Genomic DNA, 20,520 nt, shown 5'->3' with positions numbered 1-20,520 from the left:
TCAAAACCTTTGAAAGCTTTTGACGCAGCCCATCATGATCATATAATTAAATCAAAAAAAAATCCACCTGCTATTGCTAACAGGTGGATGGGGATATAAATTAAAACAATAAACTCTTAAGCCAAATTGCGCCCGGCATTTACAATACCGTAAACCGTACGGATCACCAGCTTGTTATAAACATCATTAAGCTCAGTATCCTTTTCATAATTGATACATTGCAGGGCGTAGTGCTGAATGATCACCAACGGTAACACTATTTTTTCGCGAATAGCGATAGAACGGCGCTCAACCGGGTATTCTTCCATCAGTACGGTGCTGCCGGTTAGTTCAAGAAGCATTTCGCGGGTAAGAATAAACTCATCGCGAAGCATTTTCCAGAAGGTGCCAAATTTTTCATCCTGTTCCAGGTACGCTGTAACCCTGAAGTCCGACTTCGACATCGACATCATACAGTTATCCAGCATAGTTTTAAAGAAGCCTGAGGTTTGATAAAGCTCTTTAATCTCGTCCCAACCGCCAGTTTCTTTAACCTGTTTAAGTGCTGTACCCACACCATAAAAACCGGGGATACTTTGCTTTAACTGGCTCCATGAAGTTACAAAACTGATAGCCCTAAGGTCTTCCAGTTTCAATTGAGCCCCTGCATTACGTTTAGTTGGGCGGCTGCTGATATTAATCCTCGACAATAATTTCAGCGGACTGAATTTTTCAAGGTATTCAACAAACAGCGGATGTGCGCGCAGATCGATAAACAGCTTGTAGCTCACGTCGGCCATTTGCTGAATGAGTTCCTTGTGACGGCTATCCAGCAGATCGTTACGGTTGGGGTGCAATGCTGAAATAATACCTGCATTGATCAGCTGCTCCATATTAAATTGGGCCGTTTCAACCGAACCATATTGCGAACTAACGGTTTGCCCTTGTATAGTTAACTGGATATGCTCGTTAGCAATCTCTTTACCCATCGATGCATAGAAACGGTGTGTTTTACCACCACCGCGGGCAGGCGGCCCTCCCCTGCCATCAAAAAACGCCAGCTGGATGCCGTATTTGCGGGCCATCGCGGTAAGCTCAACTTTAGCTTTATATATTGACCAGTTAGCCATCAGGTAACCGCCATCTTTAGTACTGTCGGAGAAACCAAGCATGATTGTTTGCTGGCTCCCCCTGTTTTTTAAATGTTCTGCATAAAACGGATGTGTATACAACTGTTCCATGATGCCTGCAGCATGTTCCAGATCGTTCACGGTTTCAAACAGCGGCATAAAATCAATGCTTAAGCTGTCTTTTTTCCACCCGCTCCATAAAAACAGGTTAATCAACTGCAAAATATCCGAAGCGCGCTGACAGTTACTGATAATGAAGCGCTGGCACGCCCTTTCACCATTACCCTGTTGAATTTGCTTAACCAACCTGATGGTATCCAGTGTATCGTGGATCATAGCATCTTTTTCCTCTTTAGGGCAAACAAAATCGGCCTCTTTAAAAGTGATGCTCTTTATTTTATCTTCTTCACTTAGTTCCGAATAACCTTCCGCTACGCCTGTGTCAATATTTTGGGTTCCATATTCAAACACCTTACGTAAAATACGGCTGTCCTGCCTGATATCAAGTGTTGCAAAATAACATCCAAAAAGGCGTACCTTCTGGATCATATCCTCAACAATATTCACAAACAAACCATCGTGATCCCGAAGGATAACTTCTTTTATAGAAAGCAGCAACTCCAGCAGTTCGCCTTGAAGATCAACCGGGGTTAACTGTTCATTAGCGTTTTTGTAAAACAGCGTTTCCAGTTTAGTCATGGCCCCTTCAACACCGCGGAAAGTAATTCGGCGTTTAAGTACCCTGAAATCCCGGTAGTAACACCTGAACAGGCGCTGTCTTAAAAAGCTGGCAACTTCTTTAGTGGTTTGGGTTGTTACGTTAGGGTTACCATCACGGTCGCCACCCGGCCAAAAACCAAGTTCCAGTATCTGACGGCTTGCGGCGTCGATATCAAACTCCTCTTCCAGTTTTGACTGGATCCCAGATACGGCATGATAAAATATATTTTCCAGGAACCAGGAAAGGCTGATAGCTTCATCAACCGGCGTTGGCGATGTTTTATTAAAGAATGGCGTTTTACCTAATTGCTGCAGCAATACATCAATATTATTGATATCATTGGTTTTTACAGCTTCAATTAAATCCGTCATGATGCCAAGCACCGTACCTGGATAAAACTGCGTGGGGTGAGCAGTAAGCACCAGGCGTAACGAAAAATCTTTTAATTTGTCACTGATATCCTGCCGGCTTTCATCACTGATGGCTGCATGCTGCAACAAGCTTTGCAGGGTACCACTGTCATCAAACTTACCTATTTTATTAAATGAGGAATCTTCAATGGCGTCAAATAAAACCACCTGCCGTTCAATGTACTGAATAAACCTAAACATGCGGTTAATCTGCTCGCGATGATCGATATCCGGTACATACTTTTCAAAAAACGACTCGATAATATCTGTCGGCGAATCATGGGTGATAGCGCCTTTCTCACAATGTGAACTGAAAAACGGTAATAAGATCCCTGTATCCTTTACCTGGTAAAACGGAAGTGTTTGAAACAAACTGTTATATAACTCAAATCGGGTAACAACCTCGTTATTGAAGGCTGCTTCTCTTTGGCTGAGTTTTAACGTTGGCGACATAGTAAAAAATTAAATTGAGGTAAAATTGATTGGTTTAGCTTTTGGCCTTTTCCGGGGGGTGAATTTACTGATCTTTAATTTAATTTCATCAAAAAGTAAATATTTATTAACACAAATCTTCAATTAATGCCATTTTTATCAAAAACAGATACATAAATTAAAATTATGTAAATTTGAAACGTCATTTTAGGCCAATAAATTATATTTAATAAAAACAGGCCGAACAAACAAAATTGCTTATAATAGTTCTGTTATTTACAAAGCTACTGCTACCATGTCTATAAACATCAGGGAGATAAAAAGTTTCTTTTACAGTCAATATTTTTCTGATGGGATCCGCATTTGTATAGGCATTTTATTGCCCTCACTGCTCCTAATGCAGTTTGATAAGTTTGATCTGGGCCTCACACTTTCACTGGGCGCATTGTGTATCTGCGTTATAGATACTCCCGGGCCGGTATCGCACAAGCGTAATGCTATGGCGGCCGGCAACCTATGTTTATTTTTGGTTGCCGCTATTACCGGGTTTGCTCGGCTCAATGTATTTACCCTTGGCTTCGAGATCACCTTCTTCGCTTTTTTGTTTTCCATGTTTACGGTTTATGGCAACAGGGCAGCATCCGTAGGTACTTCATCATTATTGATCATGATCTTTATGATGGATAAGGCATTGACAGCTCCCGAGGTATTGGGTTATAGTGCGACTATCTTAGCAGGCGGTGTTTGGTATATGATCTTCAGTTTGTTGTTTTTCGGTATCCGCCCTTACCGCGCGGCGCAGCAGGCCCTTGGCGAAAATGTGACCGATATAGCACGTTTTTTACGCATCAAAGCCGATTTTTATTTATCGGATACCGATATCGACGAAAACTACCGCAAGCTGGTTTCCAAACAAATTCAGGTGAGCCAGCACCAGGATGCTGTGCGCGAACTGCTTTTTAAAAGCCGCATCATGGCCCGCGAATCAACAGCACCAAGCAGGATCCTGGTACTCACCTTTGTGGACCTTGTTGATATTTACGAACAGATCATGGCCACGCACTATGATTACAACCACATTCGCGAAAAATTCAAAGACACCGGCGTACTAACCGAAATAGCCCGTATTATCCATAATATGGCCGATGAGCTTGACGATATAGCCTATATTATATTATCCAACACACGCCGCCGCCATCTTACCGATTTTACAATTGAGTTGGAGAAGCTAAAAGTAAAGATCGACTCCATCGGAAAAAACAACCAGGAAACCAGCAATCTGGTGCTTAAAAAGGTGCTGGTAAACCTGCGTTCACTTAGCGAGGGGATCAACAATATTTACAAGTACTACAGCTCAAAAGCCGCCGAATCATTAAATGAGCCCAAAGGTGATGTGGAGTATTCGGCTTTTGTTACCCACCAGGATTTTGCACCGCATATTTTTTTCGACAACTTTACGCTGGCATCCGGCGCATTCAAACATGCCCTGCGTGTAGCGTTGGTATGTTTGGTAGGCTTTATCACAGCTAAATTGGTTTCATTAGGCCATCACAGCTATTGGGTACTGCTTACCATCATTGTAATATTGAAGCCCGGGTTTAGTCTTTCAAAACAGCGTAACTACCAGCGTTTAATAGGCACCATTGGCGGTGGTGTTATAGGTATAGCCATACTTACCTTTATCCCTAATCTTACTGTGCAGTTTATTTTCCTGGTGATATTTATGATGGGCGCCTACAGTTTTCAACGGCTTAATTATGTAGTGAGCGTAATTTTCATGACCCCGTATGTGCTTATCCTATTCAAGTTTTTAGGTGTGGGACTGTTAAATGTGGCGCAGGAAAGGATCATCGATACTATTATTGGCTCAACCATTGCCCTGGTAGCCAGCTACCTCATTTTCCCAACCTGGGAGTTTGAACAGATCCAGGAAACGCTTCGGGACGTCATTGTAGCCAACATCAATTACCTGGTTACCATTGCCGAAAGCATTTCGGGCAAAATGATCAGCATTACAACTTATAAGCTGGCGCGTAAAGAGGTTTATGTAAAATCGGCCAACCTTTCGGCCGCTTTTGAGCGCATGACATCAGAACCTAAAAGCAAACAGCGTAAAATAAAGGATGTACATAAATTTGTGGTGCTTAACCATATCCTTTCATCATACATCGCTACCATTGCATCAGCACAAAGCAAAAAGGAAATCCCGGTTGCACACCCCGAAGCCATGAAGCTCATCAAAAAAAGTATAACCGTTTTGAACGATACCGGTCAAAAACTGCATGCTCAAAATATTGAATTTAATATAGGTAAAATCCCCCCTGTTAACCCGGAAGCTCTAAAGCCGGTAGCCCAGGCCGAAGATGCTTTGTTGAAAGAGCAATTGGGCTTTATCAATAAGATCAGCTACGATATTGCAAAGATTACGGATAGTATATTGCTTGAACCATGATTTAGAGGATTTAGGATTGCCCTGACGCCAGGTAATGTAGGGTAAAGACCTATAATCTCCTCTCTATAGTATCAGAATAATCTTCTAATCCTAAAAATCATGGCACAGCAATATGTTTAAACCTTTAAATTAAAATATTTCCAAATACAAAAAATACCGGGTTATGGGGATACGTTCATAATGATTTTTCCCTACTTTAGCCATTGATGATACCTGTTGTTTCAAAATTACCCCAAACCGGAACTACCATATTCACCATTATGTCGGCCCTGGCCAACGAACTGGGTGCAATAAATCTGTCGCAGGGTTTTCCTGATTATGACTGTTCGCCCGACCTGATTGAGCTTGTAAATAAAGCCATGAAAGAAGGGCATAATCAATACGCGCCCATGGCTGGTGTCATGGCTTTAAGAGAGCGTATTGCCGAAAAAACCGAAAAGCTTTACGGCGCGGTTTATAACCCCGAAACAGAGATTACCATCACTGCCGGTGGTACACAGGCCATTTTTACAGCTATAAGTGCTGTAATTCACCCCAACGATGAGGTGATCATATTCGAGCCGGCTTTTGACTGCTATGCCCCTGCCATAAAACTGATGGGCGGCGTTGTAAAATCGCTTGCCCTTGAGCCGCCTAATTACCGCATTGCATGGGACATGGTTAAGCGGTTGATCAACCAAAAAACAAAAATGATCATCCTTAACTCGCCTCATAACCCAACGGCAACTATTTTGCATAAGGAAGATATTGACGAGTTGAGCGCATTGGTAAAAAACCAGGATATCCTGATCCTTAGCGATGAGGTATATGAACACCTGATCTATGATGGCGAAACCCACCACAGCATGGCCCGCTACCCTGATCTGCAGCAGCGCAGCTTCATCGTAGCATCGTTTGGCAAGCCTTTTCATGCCACTGGCTGGAAGGTGGGCTATTGCATGGCGCCTGCTTATTTGATGAATGAGTTCAGGAAAATCCACCAGTTTTTGGTATTCGCCGTAAACACTCCTATTCAGTATGCCATCGCCGAGCATTTAAAAAACGAAGAAACTTATCTCGGCCTGGCCGAATTTTTCAAGGAAAAACGCGACTATTTTAGAAAAGGCCTTGAACAAAGCCGTTTTAAGCTTTTGCCATGTTCAGGATCATACTTTCAGTCAGTAAGTTACCGCTCTATTACCGACGAAAAAGATGCCGACTTTTCTATCCGTGTGGCAAAGGAGTTTGGGGTAGCGTCCATACCTGTTTCGGCCTTTTACAGCAAGGGGATTGATCACCATGTGTTAAGGTTTTGTTTCGCCAAAAGGCAAGAAACTTTAGATAAAGCCGTTGATAGGTTAATTCGAGTTTAATTTTTGGTTAATGATCCATAGTTTATGGATAATAGCCAGATCATAAGTTTGATTTTGGATCATGGTCCATAGTTCATGGATCATAGCCAAATTGTATAAGTTTTATCCGTATGGGTCAACCAATCATCATGCGTTTTTTGCCGTGATCCATGATCCATCAACTATGAACCAAATATTATGGAGAATCTTAAAATTACTGTTTTTCAAGGCTACCTTTTTTGGGAAAATACCGATAAAAATCTTCAGAATATTACCCTCAGGTTATCGGGAGGGATCCGCGAAAAAACAGATCTCATCATACTGCCCGAGATGTTCAGTACGGGTTTTACTATGAACGCTGCCGAATTGGCTGAGCCTATGAATGGCAAAACCATGCAATGGATGGAAAAAACAGCCAAACAATATGATTGTGTGATAACCGGGACTATTATTATTAAAGAAGGTGGCAAGTACTACAACCGGTTAATCTGGATGCGTCCTGACGGCAGTTATGAACATTACGACAAACGTCACCTCTTTGCACTTGGCCAGGAACACAATACCTACACCGCCGGCACCAAAAAGCTTTTCGTTGAACTTAACGGCTGGAAAATTTGCCCGGTAATCTGTTATGACCTGCGTTTCCCGGTGTGGCTGCGTAATATAGAAGCTAATCCTTACGATCTGCTCATCGTGGTTGCTAACTGGCCCGAGCGCAGGGCTGCACACTGGCGTACCCTGATACCTGCCCGTGCGGTTGAAAACCAGTCGTACGTGATAGCAGTTAACCGCGTAGGCCACGATGGAAACGAAATTTACCATAGCGGGGATTCCACCTGTATCGATCCTAACGGTAAGGTAGTTTACTATAAACGTGATGAAGAAGACCTTTATACTTTCAGTATCATAGGTGATGAGGTTGAAAAAGTACGCCGTGCACTACCTTTTTTGAAAGATGCGGATGATTTTGAAATAAATATCTGAAATAACCCTGATTCATGGGATTTGAAGATTTCTTGATTTTATCTGAACCGGAATTTGAAGAATTTATTGAATTGCCAGAATATAGAATTCAATAAATTCTTCAATTCGTTTAATTCGAGTTCAGACAGTTCCCCTTCTTACCATTAGTTTTCTTTCACTTCATACAAAATTCATAACCGTTTTGAAATTTTGTACTGTAGAATTGAAGAAGGAAACATGCGTACTATAAAATCCCTGCTATTTATATCACCGTTATTTTTTAGTTTATTAACACAAAAGGCCGAAGCACAAACAGATACGTTAAAGATCACTTTCCCTGATGCTGAAAAACAGTTCATTGAAAATAACCTGAGCCTGCTTGCCCAAAAGTATAATGTTGATGCCTCAAAGGCGCTCATTCAACAAGCTAAACTATGGGATAACCCAACCCTAAGCACCGATCAGAACATTCATGACGGCAGCACCAATAAATTTTTCAACCACTCAAACGGAGGCGGACAAATATTTGTCCAGTTAAACCAGGTGTTTGCCACTGCCGGCAAACGCGGCAAACAGGTAAAAGTAGCCGAAGACGATGCTAAAGTTCAGGAAGCCGCCTTTAATGACTTGATGCGTAACCTGCGTTATAATCTGCAGCTTGATTTTAGCCAGTTGGGCTCCTTGAATGCACAGCAATTAGTTTATCAAAACGAAATTAAATCAGCCACTGAACTGGTTAATGCTATTCAAAAATCATTTGATGTAGGTAATACCTCCATGAAGGACCTTATCCGCCTGAAAGCTCTATTGTTCGGTTTGCAAAATGACATGGTTGAAAATAACCGCCAGATCAATGATCTGCAAACAGAGCTTAAAACATTACTCCAAACCAAGGAAACCACATTTGTACAGCCTGTCATAAATGATAAGCCGGTTGAAACCGTTGATCTTGATGTGCAATCGCTCATTAGTCAGGCCATGACCAACAGGCCCGACTACCTGTCAAACCAATACCAGTTAAGTTCGGCTACCCATAACCTCGCTTATCAGAAAGCACTTGCAGTGCCTGATGTTACCTTAGGTGTATCCTACGATCAACACAGCAGCTACGCCGCGCACTACTATGGTTTACAAATTGGTTTCCCGATACCGTTGTTTAACCGCAACCAGGGCAATATCAAGTCGGCACAATACAATATCAAAAGCCAAGAGAGCACCCTGAAACAAAATGAATTCCAGCTTAAAAATGATGTAGTTGCTGCTGTTAATCAATATAAGCTAAACGTGCAGTTGTTCTCAACCCAGCAAATCTCCTTTAATGAGCAGTACGACAAACTGTTTGGCGCAATGCTCAAGAGCTTCCAGCAGCGCCAGATAAGCCTTGTGGAGTTTGTAGACTTTTTTGACACCTATAAGGACACCAAATTAAAAATATTGCAACAGCAATTCAACCTGCAAAAAGCAATTGCCGACCTCAATTTTGCCGTTGGCACAACCGTAATAAAATCCTGACTAAACTTTTAAGACTTACTATGATGAAAAGAGAAACGCTGTTTTCCGGCATCTCAGCTTTGCTACTACTTGCCGCTTGCAAAGGCAAGACACCTCCCGCTGTTGAAAACAAACAGGTAACTGTGAGTGATTCGATGGCTAAAATTATCACAATCGATACTGCCAAAATCGCTACCATAAAAAATGAGCTTACACTTTCGGGCGAGGTATCATATGATGACAACACTGTTGTTAAAGTATTCCCTTTTTCAAGCGGGCAGGTGTTAGATGTAAAAGTTTCGCTGGGCGATAAAGTGAGCAAAGGCCAAACCCTCGCCATTGTACGCAGCGCTGATGTTGCAGGTAATTATACCGACCTGAGCTCGTCAAAATCCGACCTTGCTATTTACAAACGCCAGCTTGAACAGGCCGAATACCTCTACAAAAACGGCATCTCAAGCGAGCGCGATTATACCGAGGCTAAAGAAAATTTCAACAAAGCCGAAGCCGCCTACAACAAAGTAAAAGAGCAGATTGCAATCAACGGCGGCGGTAATACCAGCCCCGGCGGTACATTGGTGATCAAAGCGCCTGAAAGTGGTTTCGTGGTCGAAAAAAATATTACGGCAGGCGGCTATATCCGTCCGGATAATAATAACAGCATGTTCACCATTTCCAACATGAAAGATGTTTGGATTTGGGCAAACGTGTTTGAATCAGACATTAGCCGTGTTAAAGTGGGTTATACAGCCAAAGTTACTACGATTGCCTACCCCGATAAAGTTTTTACCGGCAAGGTAGACGCAGTGAGCTCTGTACTCGATCCGGACAACAAGGTATTGAAAATCAAAATAGTACTACCTAACGATGGCATGCTGCTTAAGCCGGAGATGTTCACCAGTGTGGTAATAGCCAACAGCGAAAAAGCGCAGTCGGTTGCTATACCAGCTAAAGCCGTTGTTTATGACAATAGCAAAAACTTTGTAGTGGTTTATAACAATAAAGACGATTTGAAGGTGCGCCAGGTAGCGGTTATCAAAACCGTTGAAGACACCACCTATATATCATCAGGTTTGCAAGCCGGTGATAAGATCATCTCAAAAAACCAGCTGCTTTTTTATGATGCCATTGCCGGCAACAACTAACAGGTGGATAAACCAAAAATTGCCGGGTTTTAAAACCAGGCATTTACGTTTTTAAAATACAAAGACAACAATGAACAAGTTCATCAAAAATATTATATACTTCTCGCTCAGGCACCGTTACTTTGTGTTTTTTATGACACTGGTATTGGTAGCTTTGGGTGTGTGGAGCTATACCAACACCCCTATCGAGACTTTTCCCGACGTTACCAATACACAGATCATTATTATAGCCCAATGGCCGGGCCGCAGTGCCGAAGAGATGGAAAAAATGGTTACCATACCAATGGAAACCGTTTTAAACTCGGTGCAAAAAAAGGCTAACCTCCGTACCACATCATCTTTTGGTTTATCATACATCCGTATTATTTTTGATGATGATGTTGATGATGCGTTTGCCCGCCAACAGGTATTAAGCCGCTTGGGCAACGCTGATTTGCCTGATGGTGTTAAACCCGAGGTTGAACCGCCATACGGCCCGACAGGTGAAATTTTCCGTTACACCCTAAAAAGCCACACCAAATCTTTGCATGACCTTACCGCTATACAGGATTGGGTGCTTGACCGCCAGTTTAAATCAATCCCCGGCGTAGCTGATGTGAACAGTTTTGGTGGCGAGGAAAAAACTTATGAAGTGAGTGTAAACCCTTCGCTGTTACAAAAATACGGTCTTACTTCGCTTGATGTTTACACGGCTCTTAATCGTAGTAACATTAACGTAGGTGGTGATATCATCGAAAAAAACGATCAGGCTTATGTAGTGCGTGGTATTGGCTTAATCAATAATATCGAAGAAATTCAGAATATTATTATCAAAAACGTTAATAACGTTCCTATCCTGGCCCGTGATATTGCCGAGATTAAAGAGGGTGGTTTACCGCGTTTAGGCCAGGTGGGCCGGGATAAAAACAACGACGTTATTGAAGGTATTGTGGTAATGCGTAAGGGTGAAAACCCTGCTGAGGTATTAAAGCTCATTAACCAGAAAGTTGTCGACCTCAACAAAAGCGTGTTACCTGCCGATGTAAAGATCTCCACCTTTTATGATCGTACCAACCTGATGGATTTTTGTACCGAAACGGTGATCCATAATTTATGCGAGGGTATCATATTGGTAACCGTTATAGTATTCCTGTTTATGGCCGATTGGCGCACAACGCTCATTGTTGCTATCATTATACCGCTGGCATTATTGTTTGCTTTCATCTGTTTACGATTAAAGGGAATGAGCGCCAACCTGCTCTCTATGGGTGCAGTCGATTTTGGTATCATTATAGATGGCGCGGTGGTGATGGTTGAGGGGATCTTCGTGGCGCTTGATCACCGGGCTAAGGAAGTAGGGATGCAAAAATTCAACGGGTTGGCTAAACTTGGCCTATTCAAAAATGTCGGCTCCGAGATGGGTAAAGCTATTTTCTTCTCCAAGCTTATCATCCTTACCTGTTTGGTACCAATTTTCGCTTTCCAAAAGGTTGAAGGTAAAATGTTCTCTCCGCTGGCTTACACTTTGGGTTTTGCTTTGCTTGGCGCGTTGATCTTTACCCTTACGCTGGTGCCTGCCCTATCAAGTATCCTACTTAACAAAAATGTAAGGGAGAAGCATAACCCGGTAGTGATATTCTTTGAAAACGGTATCCGCCGCATGTTCAGTTATACTTACCGTAACCAAAAACTGAGTCTCATTGTAGCAATAGCCTTTATGTCGGTTACCTTCTTTTCGGCTAAATTTTTAGGTTCGGAATTCCTTCCGCAGCTTAACGAGGGCGCCCTGTGGGTAACCGCGCAGCTGCCAATGAGTACCTCGCTGGAAAGTTCGGTTAAGGTAACTGATAAAATGAGGCAGATCCTGTCAACCTTCCCCGAGGTGAAACAAACCCTATCGCAAGTGGGCCGTACCAACGACGGTACCGACCCGAAAGGTTTCTTTAACGTTCAGATCCAGGTTGACCTTCTGCCTAAAAAGGAATGGAAACGAAGCATCAGCCAGGAAGAGCTGATAGCCGAAATGGATAAAAAACTGAGTCAGTTTCCGGGTATTGTATTTAACTATTCGCAGCCTATTATCGATAACGTAGCCGAAGCAGTTGCCGGCGTACCGGCATCTATGGCAGTAAAAATATTCGGGCCTGATTTCCAGGTGCTTGATCAGAAGGCCGACTCGGTAATGGCCGTGCTCAAGAAGATCCATGGTGTTGAAGACCTTGGTATTTTACGAAACCTCGGTCAGCCGGAGTTTCGTATTGAGCTTGACCAGCGCAAGATGGCCCTTTATGGGGTATCAACTGCCGATGCCAACTCGGTTATTGAGATGGCGATAGGCGGTAAAGCGGCCTCGCAGCTTTATGAAGGCGAACGTAAATTTGATATCCGGATCCGTTATCAAAAACAATTCAGGGATACTCAAAGCAAAATTGAGAACCTGATGGTACCGACACTTAACGGTTCAAAAATTGCAATCAAAGAGATTTCCAAAATCACCACATTAACCGGCCCTGCATTTATTTACCGCGATAACAACATGCGTTACATCGCTGTGAAATTCTCGGTGCGTGGCCGCGACTTAGGTAGCACTATAGCCGAAGCGCAGGAAAAAGTAGGCGCCGCTGTAAAACTTGACCAGGGATATTCATTTACCTGGAACGGTGAGTTTGAAAACCAGATCAGGGCATCAAATACATTAGCGCACGTAGTGCCTGTGTGTTTACTGGTGATATTCCTGATCCTGTTCATCACCTTCGGTAACGCTAAAGATGCAGTGTTGGTTATCCTGAACGTGCCGTTTGCGTTGATAGGCGGTATTTTAGCATTACATATTACTAATACAAACTTTAGTATATCAGCTGGTATTGGTTTCATTGCCTTGTTTGGCGTATGTATTCAGAATGGAGTGATCCTGATCTCAGTGTTTAAGAAAAACATTGAAGAAAAAATGCACCTTGATGAGGCCATTATGGAAGGCGTGATATCACGTGTGCGCCCGGTAGTGATGACCGCGCTGATGGCTGCCATTGGTTTAATGCCGGCAGCTATCTCAACCGGTATTGGTTCGGAAACTCAGAAACCGCTGGCTATAGTAGTTATAGGTGGGCTTGTGACATCTACCATACTAACCTTATTGATATTACCTATTATTTACGCAATCGTGTACCGTTTAATACACCTTCGTGAAAACCGTAAGCTGCTGAAAAAAGTAGGTATGATAAAAGGATAAAACTGAATACTAATTATTTCGAATTAAATCGAATTTCACGAATTAGTTATTCTAAAACAAATAGCGATGTGGATATGCCCGTCGCTATTTGTTTTTAGTGACCATTTTTTATACTAATAATAAAATAGGAAACTTTCCTGTTAGTAAATATTCGTGGTAATTAGTGTAATTTGTGCACACTCAAATCATATAATTGGTTTTAAATAATATGTCATTGATCAAACCCGTATTCCGCTCTGCTTTGCCGGTCACCCTGTTGCTTGTTCTGCCTTTTTTATCATCGGCACAAAAGAAAAAAGAGAAGGAAAAAGACTACGCCCAACTGGTTGATCCATTTATAGGTACTGGGGGACATGGGCATACTTATCCCGGTGCAGTGAGGCCTTTCGGCATGGTACAGCTTAGTCCGGATACCCGGTTGGAGGGTTGGGATGGCTGTTCCGGTTATCATTATACCGATAGCCTGGTATATGGTTTCTCGCACACGCACCTGAGCGGTACCGGTGTCCCTGATTACTGTGATGTATTGTTTATGCCAACCACCGGCGATCCTAAATTTAAAAACACCGAATACCGCTCGCACTTCAGCAAAAAGAATGAGAGTGCCACACCAGGTTATTATAAAACACTGCTTGATAAATATAATATTGGCGTTGAGCTAACTGCAACAACCCGTGTAGGTATGCATCGCTACACTTACCCATCAACCGATAAGGCAAATATTATTATCGATTTGCAGCACCGCGACGAGGTTTTGGATTCATGGATAGAAGTAGTAAATGATCATGAAGTACGTGGTTTCCGTATGTCGAAATCATGGGCCGATAAACAGCAGGTATATTTTTACGCTAAGTTTTCAAAGCCTTTTAAAACTTACGGTATTGCTGTAAATAACGAGGTACAAAATGGCCAAAGCAAAGCACAGGGCAAGAATATAAAGTTGTTTTTGCAGTTTGATAATCCCGGCGAAGTGATCAGTAAGGTGGGTATCTCCTCGGTAAGCACCGAAGGTGCTTTAAAAAACCTGGATGCAGAAATACCTGATTTCGACTTTAAAAAAGTTCAGAAAGATGCCAAAATAGCCTGGAACCATGAATTGAATAAGATTCAGGTAGAAGGCGGCGCACCGGCCTCGGCAACCCAAACCCAACCCGTAGGCGGAACAAGTCCATACAGTTATGCCCCTCCTGCTAAAAAAGTGGTGCAGCCCGATTATGCTAAAATCAAACAAACCATATTTTATACCGCCTTATACCACAGCATGGTTGCCCCCAATATTTACAGTGATGTGGATGGGCAATACCGTGGCATGGATCAACAGGTACATACAGCCCAGGGATTTGACTATTATACCGTGTTTTCCTTATGGGACACCTACCGGGCCGAGAACCCGCTGCTTACGCTGATAGACCGCAAGCGCACACTCGATTTTATCAAGAGTTTTATGGCGATGTATGATCAGGGCGGCTTATTACCGATATGGCCGCTTGCAAGTACCGAAACTTATTGCATGATCGGCAATCATTCTATCCCGGTTATTGTGGATGCTTACGCGAAGGGCATCCGCGATTTTGATGCTGAGAAAGCTTTCACCGCCATGAAAGCCGCCGTAAACCGTAACCAGTTTGGGTTGGATAATTATCGCCAAAACGGGGCTGTTCAATCAGACGAAGAAGATGCGTCTGTGTCTAAAACATTGGAGTATGCTTATGACGATTGGTGTATAGCCCAGATGGCAAAAATGCTCAATAAAACCGACGATTATACCCAATACATTCAGCGGGCACAATACTGGAAAAACGTCTTCAACAACCAGAATACTTTTATGCAAGCCCGTGCCAACGGCGGCTGGCTGGAGCCTTTCGATCCTGCAGAGATCAACGGCAATTATACCGAGGGCAACTCCTGGCAATATTCGTTCCTGGTACCCCACGATGTAGAAACCCTGATTGATAAAATGGGCGGCAAACAGGCATTTGAAAACAAGCTGGATGAATTGTTTAGCACACAATCAAAACTTAGCGGCAGTGACATTCCCGATGTAAGCGGATTGATAGGCCAATACGCCCATGGCAACGAACCAAGTCATCACATGGCATACTTGTACAATTTTACCGATTCGCCGGATAAAACCCAGTTTTATGTAAGCCGCATTTTGCGCGAAGAATACAGCAATAAACCTGATGGTTTAGCCGGTAATGAGGATTGCGGCCAAATGTCGGCCTGGTATGTGATGAGTTCGTTGGGAATTTACAATATTGCACCCGGCCAGCAGGATTTTCAGATCGGGATCCCGCAGTTTGATAAGGCAGTGATTAATTTGGAGAACGGCAAAAAATTCAGCATTATTAACCCCGGCGCCGGCATTACCCGCAGCAATATCTATCTGCAGGGCATGAACCTTGATAAAAAGGTGTACAGTAAGCTTTTTATCAACTACGATGATATTACCAAAGGCGGGGATTTTGAAGTATTTACCGGCAGGCTGGCTAATAAGATCTTTACCCAGGATCTGGAAAAACCAGTTTCAAAGATTACGGATAACCTTATCGTACCTAATCCTTACATTATATCGCCCGCCAGGTCATTCAAGCAGCCGTTCAGCATCCAGATCAAAGATCAGGATACCGATGCAAAAATCTATTACACACTCGATGGCTCTGCTCCTACTGCATCGTCAACGCCTTATACACAGCCAATTACTATTAGCGATAATATCACGGTAAAAGCTATCGCGATAAAGGAGGGCAAAAGCAGCTTTGTTGATGAGGCAAGTTTCATCAAACTCCGCAACGATATTAAGCTAACTATACTGAACAAATACCTGCCTAATTACCCGGCTAAGGGCGATGAATCATTAATTGACGGGCAGCATGGCACTACCAACTGGCGTTTAGGCAATTGGCAGGGCTACCAGGGAAAGGATTTTATAGCCATTGTTGATATGAGCGCGGTTAAACCCATCAAACAAATCAGCGTCAGTACCCTGCAGGATAGCCGCGCCTGGATTGTGTTCCCTAAATATGTACAGTTCTGGACATCAAATGATGGCAAAACTTACAAACTGGCGACCACCGTTAACACCAAAGTTGATATTAAAGATACCAACGTGCAAACGCAGGAATTTACCGCGCCGTTAAACACCAGCGCCCGTTATATTAAACTGATAGCCAAGCAATACGGCCCACTACCCGACTGGCATGAGAACAAAGGCAATCAATCCTACATTTTTGCCGATGAGATAACAATAGAGTAATGATTTGATGTGCGGATAAATAAAGTCTGCTATGAGATATCATTTAAAAATGAATAAAACTATTTCATTTTTAAACGGTTAGCTTTATACAAAAAACTTTACCACACATGGAAAATTACAAACCTACCTCTGACGACGGTAAGACCGCCGGCATCATCAGTTATTTTACGCTTATTGGATGGCTTATTGCCTACTTTGCATTGTACACTAATAATAAAACACCGCTGGCTGCCTACCAGATGAGACAAACATTATTGTTTCATCTCGTTTCAATTCTTATTTCATGGATTGCCGGTTTTATTATAGGCCTGGCCTTTGTAACATCAGGGATATTTATTGGTGCGTCTATCCTCTGGATTATACGCCTGGGCTTACTGGTTATTTGGATCATCGGTTTAATTGGCGCAATTAACGGCGAAAGAAAACCAATGCCCCTTATAGGCGAGCCCGCACAAAATATGTTTTCAGGCATTTAAGATTTTCACAGCGCAGTCTAAGACTTACGAAATTTTGAAAATTTCGTAAGTCTTAATATTTCCGTTATTGCTTTTCTAACAACTGTTTAGCCTCCTGTAGTTTTTCCATTTCGTCTTTAGGTAAAACAGGGAATTCCAGCTTCAACTTTTTCAAGGTATCTCTGATTATAGTTGATATCGCGATGCGCGTAAACCATTTCTTATCAGCCGGGATAACATACCAGGGGCAATCATCTGTAGCGGTTTCGTTAATGGCTTTTTCATAAGCTTTCATATACTCATCCCAATGCTCCCGTTCCGCAATATCGCTGGCCTGGAACTTCCAATTTTTTTTAGGGTTATCTATTCGCTTTAAAAACCGCTTTTTTTGCTCCTGCTTTGAAACATTAAGGAAAAATTTGATCACAACAGTTCCGCTGTTACAGATATGCTTTTCAAAATTGCGGATGCTCTCATATCGTTGTTCCCAAAACTGTTTATCAATATCTTCAACTTGTTTTATGGCCGGGTTATTTTCTTTTAAAACAAGTTCGGGATGGACTTTAACGACAAGTACATTTTCATAGTGCGACCTGTTATGGATACCAATACGCCCTCTTTCGGGCAGGGCTTTGTAATGCCGCCACAAAAAGTCGTGATCATAGTCTTCTGAACTGGGTTGTTTAAAGCTATAAACCTGGCACCCCTGCGGGTTTATGCCCGACATGGTGTGCGCTATAGCGCTGTCTTTTCCGGCAGCATCCATCGCTTGAAAAATAATAAGCAATGAATAACTATTTGAGGCATAAAGTTGTGCCTCCAATTTAGAAGTTTCAGCTATCAGTTCATCCAAAACAGATCCGGCATCTTCTTTTTGATAACCATCGCTAAATGCAGGATCATGATCATCCAGCGAAAATTTGCTATTACTTGGTACTTTAAATTGTTCTGTTAAACTTTTCATATAAATAGATATCCATACAAAGTACAAAAACAACATTAAAGTTTTAGCAACTTGATTTCAAATATACGTTGCACCTTCAACAGGCGATTTTTTTTATCCAAACAGCTTTTGATTTATTTATTGTGTACTTTGCACATTATAAATATGTATTATGCCAGTGTTAACCTAAAATTTACCTGTCTATTTTACGTTGTTTATATTTGTTAAACTGCACTATGATATAGTGTCATAATTTTACATTTTTACCCAATGTTCAGACGTATACGCAACCGGTTTCTGAGATATTTTGTCATATTCATTTACTTCGTAATTATTTTCTTTTGTTCTATTGAGCTTAATTTCCTTTGGCTTTTCGGATACTCACCTGACATGCAGGATATTAAAAGCCCGGTACTTTCGGTAGGATCGGAAGTTTACACTGCCGATGGCAAACTTATAGGCCAGTATTACAAGGAAAACCGCTCACCAATTGAATTTAAAGAGATCTCCCCCAACCTCATAAACGCCCTTGTGGCAACTGAAGATGTGCGGTTTTACAGTCATGGCGGAGTAGATTTTTACTCCTTTTTTACCAGTGTGCTCTCAACAGCCAAAGGCGACCGCCGAGGCGGCAGTACCATAACCCAGCAGTTAGCCAAAAACCTTTTTGAAACGCGTAAAAAGAAATCGCAGGGCGTTATTAAGCATATCCCGGTGCTGCGCACTATTGTTTATAAATGCAAGGAATGGCTTACCGCTTTTAAGATTGAGCACGTTTACAGCAAGCAGCAAATATTGACGTTGTACTTCAATACCGTGCCTTTCGGCAACAATTCATACGGTATTAAAACAGCATCGTTAAAATATTTTAATAAGCAGCCCGGCACCTTAAATCCTGCCGAATCAGCCTTACTTATCGGCATGCTGAAAGCCACATCGAGCTACAATCCCATTAAAAATCCGCAGCGTGCTACCGAAAGGCGCAATACTGTGTTGGGACAGATGGCGAAATATAAGTACCTCACTGCCGACCAGTATAAAAGTAACTTCGCGTCGCCACTCGGGCTCGACCTGAGTTATGTTGAAGACGACTCCCACGGCGATTCGTACCTGCGCCGCGCCGTTGAGAAATGGCTGGACAAATGGTGCAAGGAAAATGATTATAACCTTTACGAGGATGGTCTGAAGATCTACACCACCATCGACTCAAAGATGCAGCAATATGCCGAAGAAGCTGTTACCGAAAAAATGAAGATGCTGCAAAAACGCTTCTATAACCTTTGGGGGAACAAAAATCCGTGGCGCGATTCAAAAGGCGTTGAGATCAAAGATTTCATTCTCAAAAACGAACAAAGGCTTCCTATTTACAAGCTACTTGAAAAAAAATACGGCGGTGATACGATAAAGATCCAGGATTACTTTAAAACGAAAAAACGGATGACCGTGTTTACCTGGCATGGAGAACAGGACACTACTTTTTCTACTATAGATTCTATAAAATATTACGCTAAGATCCTGAACACCGGTATGATGACACTGGAGCCATCAACCGGTAAAATAAAAGTTTGGATTGGCGGTATCGATCACCGTTTCTTTAATTACGATCACGTAAACCAAAGCCGCAGACAGGCGGGTTCCACCTTTAAGCCATTTGCCTATTTAACGGCGCTTGATAATGGCTTTACCCCTTGCGATAAGTTTACCGACAAGCCGGTATCCATCAAATACAAAGACAATGGCGAGGATAAAGTTTGGGAGCCAAACAATGCCGACTTCCATTTCTCCTATCGTGAAATGTCACTGCGCTGGGCTATGGGTAAATCTGTCAATTCCATTACAGCACAACTAACCGAAAAAGTGGGCTGGGATAAAATTGTGGAATACGCTCACCGCTGCGGCATCGAAAGCCCTTTAAAGTCCGTTCCATCGGTATCATTGGGTTCAAATGATGTTTCGGTTTATGAAATGGTTAGGGCTTATAGCACCTTTCTTAACAAGGGTGAAAAATTGGATCCGTTACTGGTCACTAAAATCACTGATCAGCAAGGCAATGTGATACAGGAGTTTAAGCTTAAAACCGAGAAAGTACTAAGCGAGGAAACTGCCTGGCTGATGCTTTACATGTTCCGCGGGGGGATGGAAGAACCCGGTGGTACCTCACAGGCGCTGTGGGAATACAACGGCCTTTGGAAAAAAGACAACCAGATAGGCGGCAAAACCGGTACATCATCTGATTATGTAGATGGCTGGTATATGGGTATCACCAAAGATCTGGTGACAGGCATTTGGGTTGGTGCTGATGATCGCTCAGTGCACTTTACCACATCCGAAACCGGCGAAGGCTCACATACGGCGTTGCCTATCTTCGGCAGGTTTATGGAAAAAGTATATGCCGATCAGTCGTTAGGTTATACTTACGGCCCATTCCCTAAACCATGGAGCAAGATCACCAAAACTTATAACTGTCCTTCGCCGCATATTGAAGAAGATACAACTTCAACAGATAGCATAAGCAACCCAATTGATACAACAGGCGTAACACCTGTACAGGAAAACAATCCGGAAAACCCGGAAAGCACACCGCCTAATAACCAGCGGTAAACG

Annotated in this window: 11 protein-coding genes; 9 read left to right on the top strand and 2 right to left on the bottom strand. The window is 42.6% G+C overall.

Annotation, left to right across the window (positions count from 1 at the left end; translation table 11 throughout):
- Positions 1-116 precede the first annotated feature (116 nt).
- Positions 117-2,693: a phosphoenolpyruvate carboxylase gene (locus tag ACEN82_RS07805; RefSeq protein ID WP_188832629.1), complete on the bottom strand. Its 2,577-nt coding sequence runs from the start codon at positions 2,691-2,693 to the stop codon at positions 117-119.
- Between the two features lie 274 nt (positions 2,694-2,967).
- Between ACEN82_RS07805 and ACEN82_RS07800 the strand changes: the two genes are divergently transcribed.
- From ACEN82_RS07800 to ACEN82_RS07765, 8 genes are all read left to right on the top strand, one after another.
- Positions 2,968-5,124 (top strand): FUSC family membrane protein, encoded by a 2,157-nt coding sequence (locus ACEN82_RS07800; protein ID WP_188832630.1) that lies wholly within the window; start codon positions 2,968-2,970, stop codon positions 5,122-5,124.
- 206 nt (positions 5,125-5,330) lie between these two features.
- Entirely contained in the window at positions 5,331-6,476 is a 1,146-nt protein-coding gene (locus tag ACEN82_RS07795) for a methionine aminotransferase (RefSeq protein ID WP_188832631.1), read from the top strand.
- Between the two features lie 177 nt (positions 6,477-6,653).
- Complete coding sequence (locus ACEN82_RS07790; protein ID WP_188832632.1) at positions 6,654-7,439, top strand: amidohydrolase; 786 nt, start codon at positions 6,654-6,656, stop codon at positions 7,437-7,439.
- A 216-nt stretch (positions 7,440-7,655) separates the two neighbouring features.
- Positions 7,656-8,930 (top strand): TolC family protein, encoded by a 1,275-nt coding sequence (locus ACEN82_RS07785; RefSeq protein ID WP_188832633.1) that lies wholly within the window; start codon positions 7,656-7,658, stop codon positions 8,928-8,930.
- A gap of 20 nt (positions 8,931-8,950) precedes the next feature.
- The gene (locus ACEN82_RS07780; protein ID WP_229701564.1) at positions 8,951-10,054 is read left to right on the top strand and encodes an efflux RND transporter periplasmic adaptor subunit; all 1,104 of its coding nucleotides are present in this window, start codon (positions 8,951-8,953) and stop codon (positions 10,052-10,054) included.
- A 70-nt stretch (positions 10,055-10,124) separates the two neighbouring features.
- Positions 10,125-13,262 (top strand): efflux RND transporter permease subunit, encoded by a 3,138-nt coding sequence (locus ACEN82_RS07775; RefSeq protein ID WP_413319200.1) that lies wholly within the window; start codon positions 10,125-10,127, stop codon positions 13,260-13,262.
- A gap of 208 nt (positions 13,263-13,470) precedes the next feature.
- Positions 13,471-16,518, top strand: a complete 3,048-nt coding sequence (locus ACEN82_RS07770; RefSeq protein WP_413319202.1) for a GH92 family glycosyl hydrolase — start codon at positions 13,471-13,473, stop codon at positions 16,516-16,518.
- Positions 16,519-16,625: 107 nt separating this feature from the next.
- Positions 16,626-16,994 carry a DUF4870 domain-containing protein gene (locus tag ACEN82_RS07765; protein ID WP_413319204.1) on the top strand — a complete coding sequence of 123 codons (369 nt, stop codon included), beginning with the start codon at positions 16,626-16,628 and terminating at the stop codon, positions 16,992-16,994.
- 64 nt (positions 16,995-17,058) lie between these two features.
- Here the strand turns inward: ACEN82_RS07765 and ACEN82_RS07760 are convergent, their stop codons facing one another.
- Complete coding sequence (locus ACEN82_RS07760) at positions 17,059-17,937, bottom strand: polyphosphate kinase 2 family protein (RefSeq protein ID WP_413319206.1); 879 nt, start codon at positions 17,935-17,937, stop codon at positions 17,059-17,061.
- A 249-nt stretch (positions 17,938-18,186) separates the two neighbouring features.
- Between ACEN82_RS07760 and ACEN82_RS07755 the strand changes: the two genes are divergently transcribed.
- Positions 18,187-20,517, top strand: a complete 2,331-nt coding sequence (locus tag ACEN82_RS07755; protein WP_413319208.1) for a penicillin-binding protein 1A — start codon at positions 18,187-18,189, stop codon at positions 20,515-20,517.
- Positions 20,518-20,520 lie beyond the last annotated feature (3 nt).

This window comes from Mucilaginibacter sp. Mucisp73, from assembly GCF_059491465.1.
Note: the sequence above shows the minus strand (reverse complement) of the source record. Positions and strands in the feature narration are given on the sequence as shown.

Excerpts from the sequence above, each read along its gene's own strand:
- ACEN82_RS07805 (WP_188832629.1), bottom strand. The coding sequence starts at position 2,693 with ATGTCGCCAACGTTAAAACTCAGCCAAAGAGAAGCAGCCTTCAATAAC.
- ACEN82_RS07800 (WP_188832630.1), top strand. The coding sequence starts at position 2,968 with ATGTCTATAAACATCAGGGAGATAAAAAGTTTCTTTTACAGTCAATAT.
- ACEN82_RS07795 (WP_188832631.1), top strand. The coding sequence starts at position 5,331 with ATGATACCTGTTGTTTCAAAATTACCCCAAACCGGAACTACCATATTC.
- ACEN82_RS07790 (WP_188832632.1), top strand. The coding sequence starts at position 6,654 with ATGGAGAATCTTAAAATTACTGTTTTTCAAGGCTACCTTTTTTGGGAA.
- ACEN82_RS07785 (WP_188832633.1), top strand. The coding sequence starts at position 7,656 with ATGCGTACTATAAAATCCCTGCTATTTATATCACCGTTATTTTTTAGT.
- ACEN82_RS07780 (WP_229701564.1), top strand. The coding sequence starts at position 8,951 with ATGATGAAAAGAGAAACGCTGTTTTCCGGCATCTCAGCTTTGCTACTA.
- ACEN82_RS07775 (WP_413319200.1), top strand. The coding sequence starts at position 10,125 with ATGAACAAGTTCATCAAAAATATTATATACTTCTCGCTCAGGCACCGT.
- ACEN82_RS07770 (WP_413319202.1), top strand. The coding sequence starts at position 13,471 with ATGTCATTGATCAAACCCGTATTCCGCTCTGCTTTGCCGGTCACCCTG.
- ACEN82_RS07765 (WP_413319204.1), top strand. The coding sequence starts at position 16,626 with ATGGAAAATTACAAACCTACCTCTGACGACGGTAAGACCGCCGGCATC.
- ACEN82_RS07760 (WP_413319206.1), bottom strand. The coding sequence starts at position 17,937 with ATGAAAAGTTTAACAGAACAATTTAAAGTACCAAGTAATAGCAAATTT.
- ACEN82_RS07755 (WP_413319208.1), top strand. The coding sequence starts at position 18,187 with ATGTTCAGACGTATACGCAACCGGTTTCTGAGATATTTTGTCATATTC.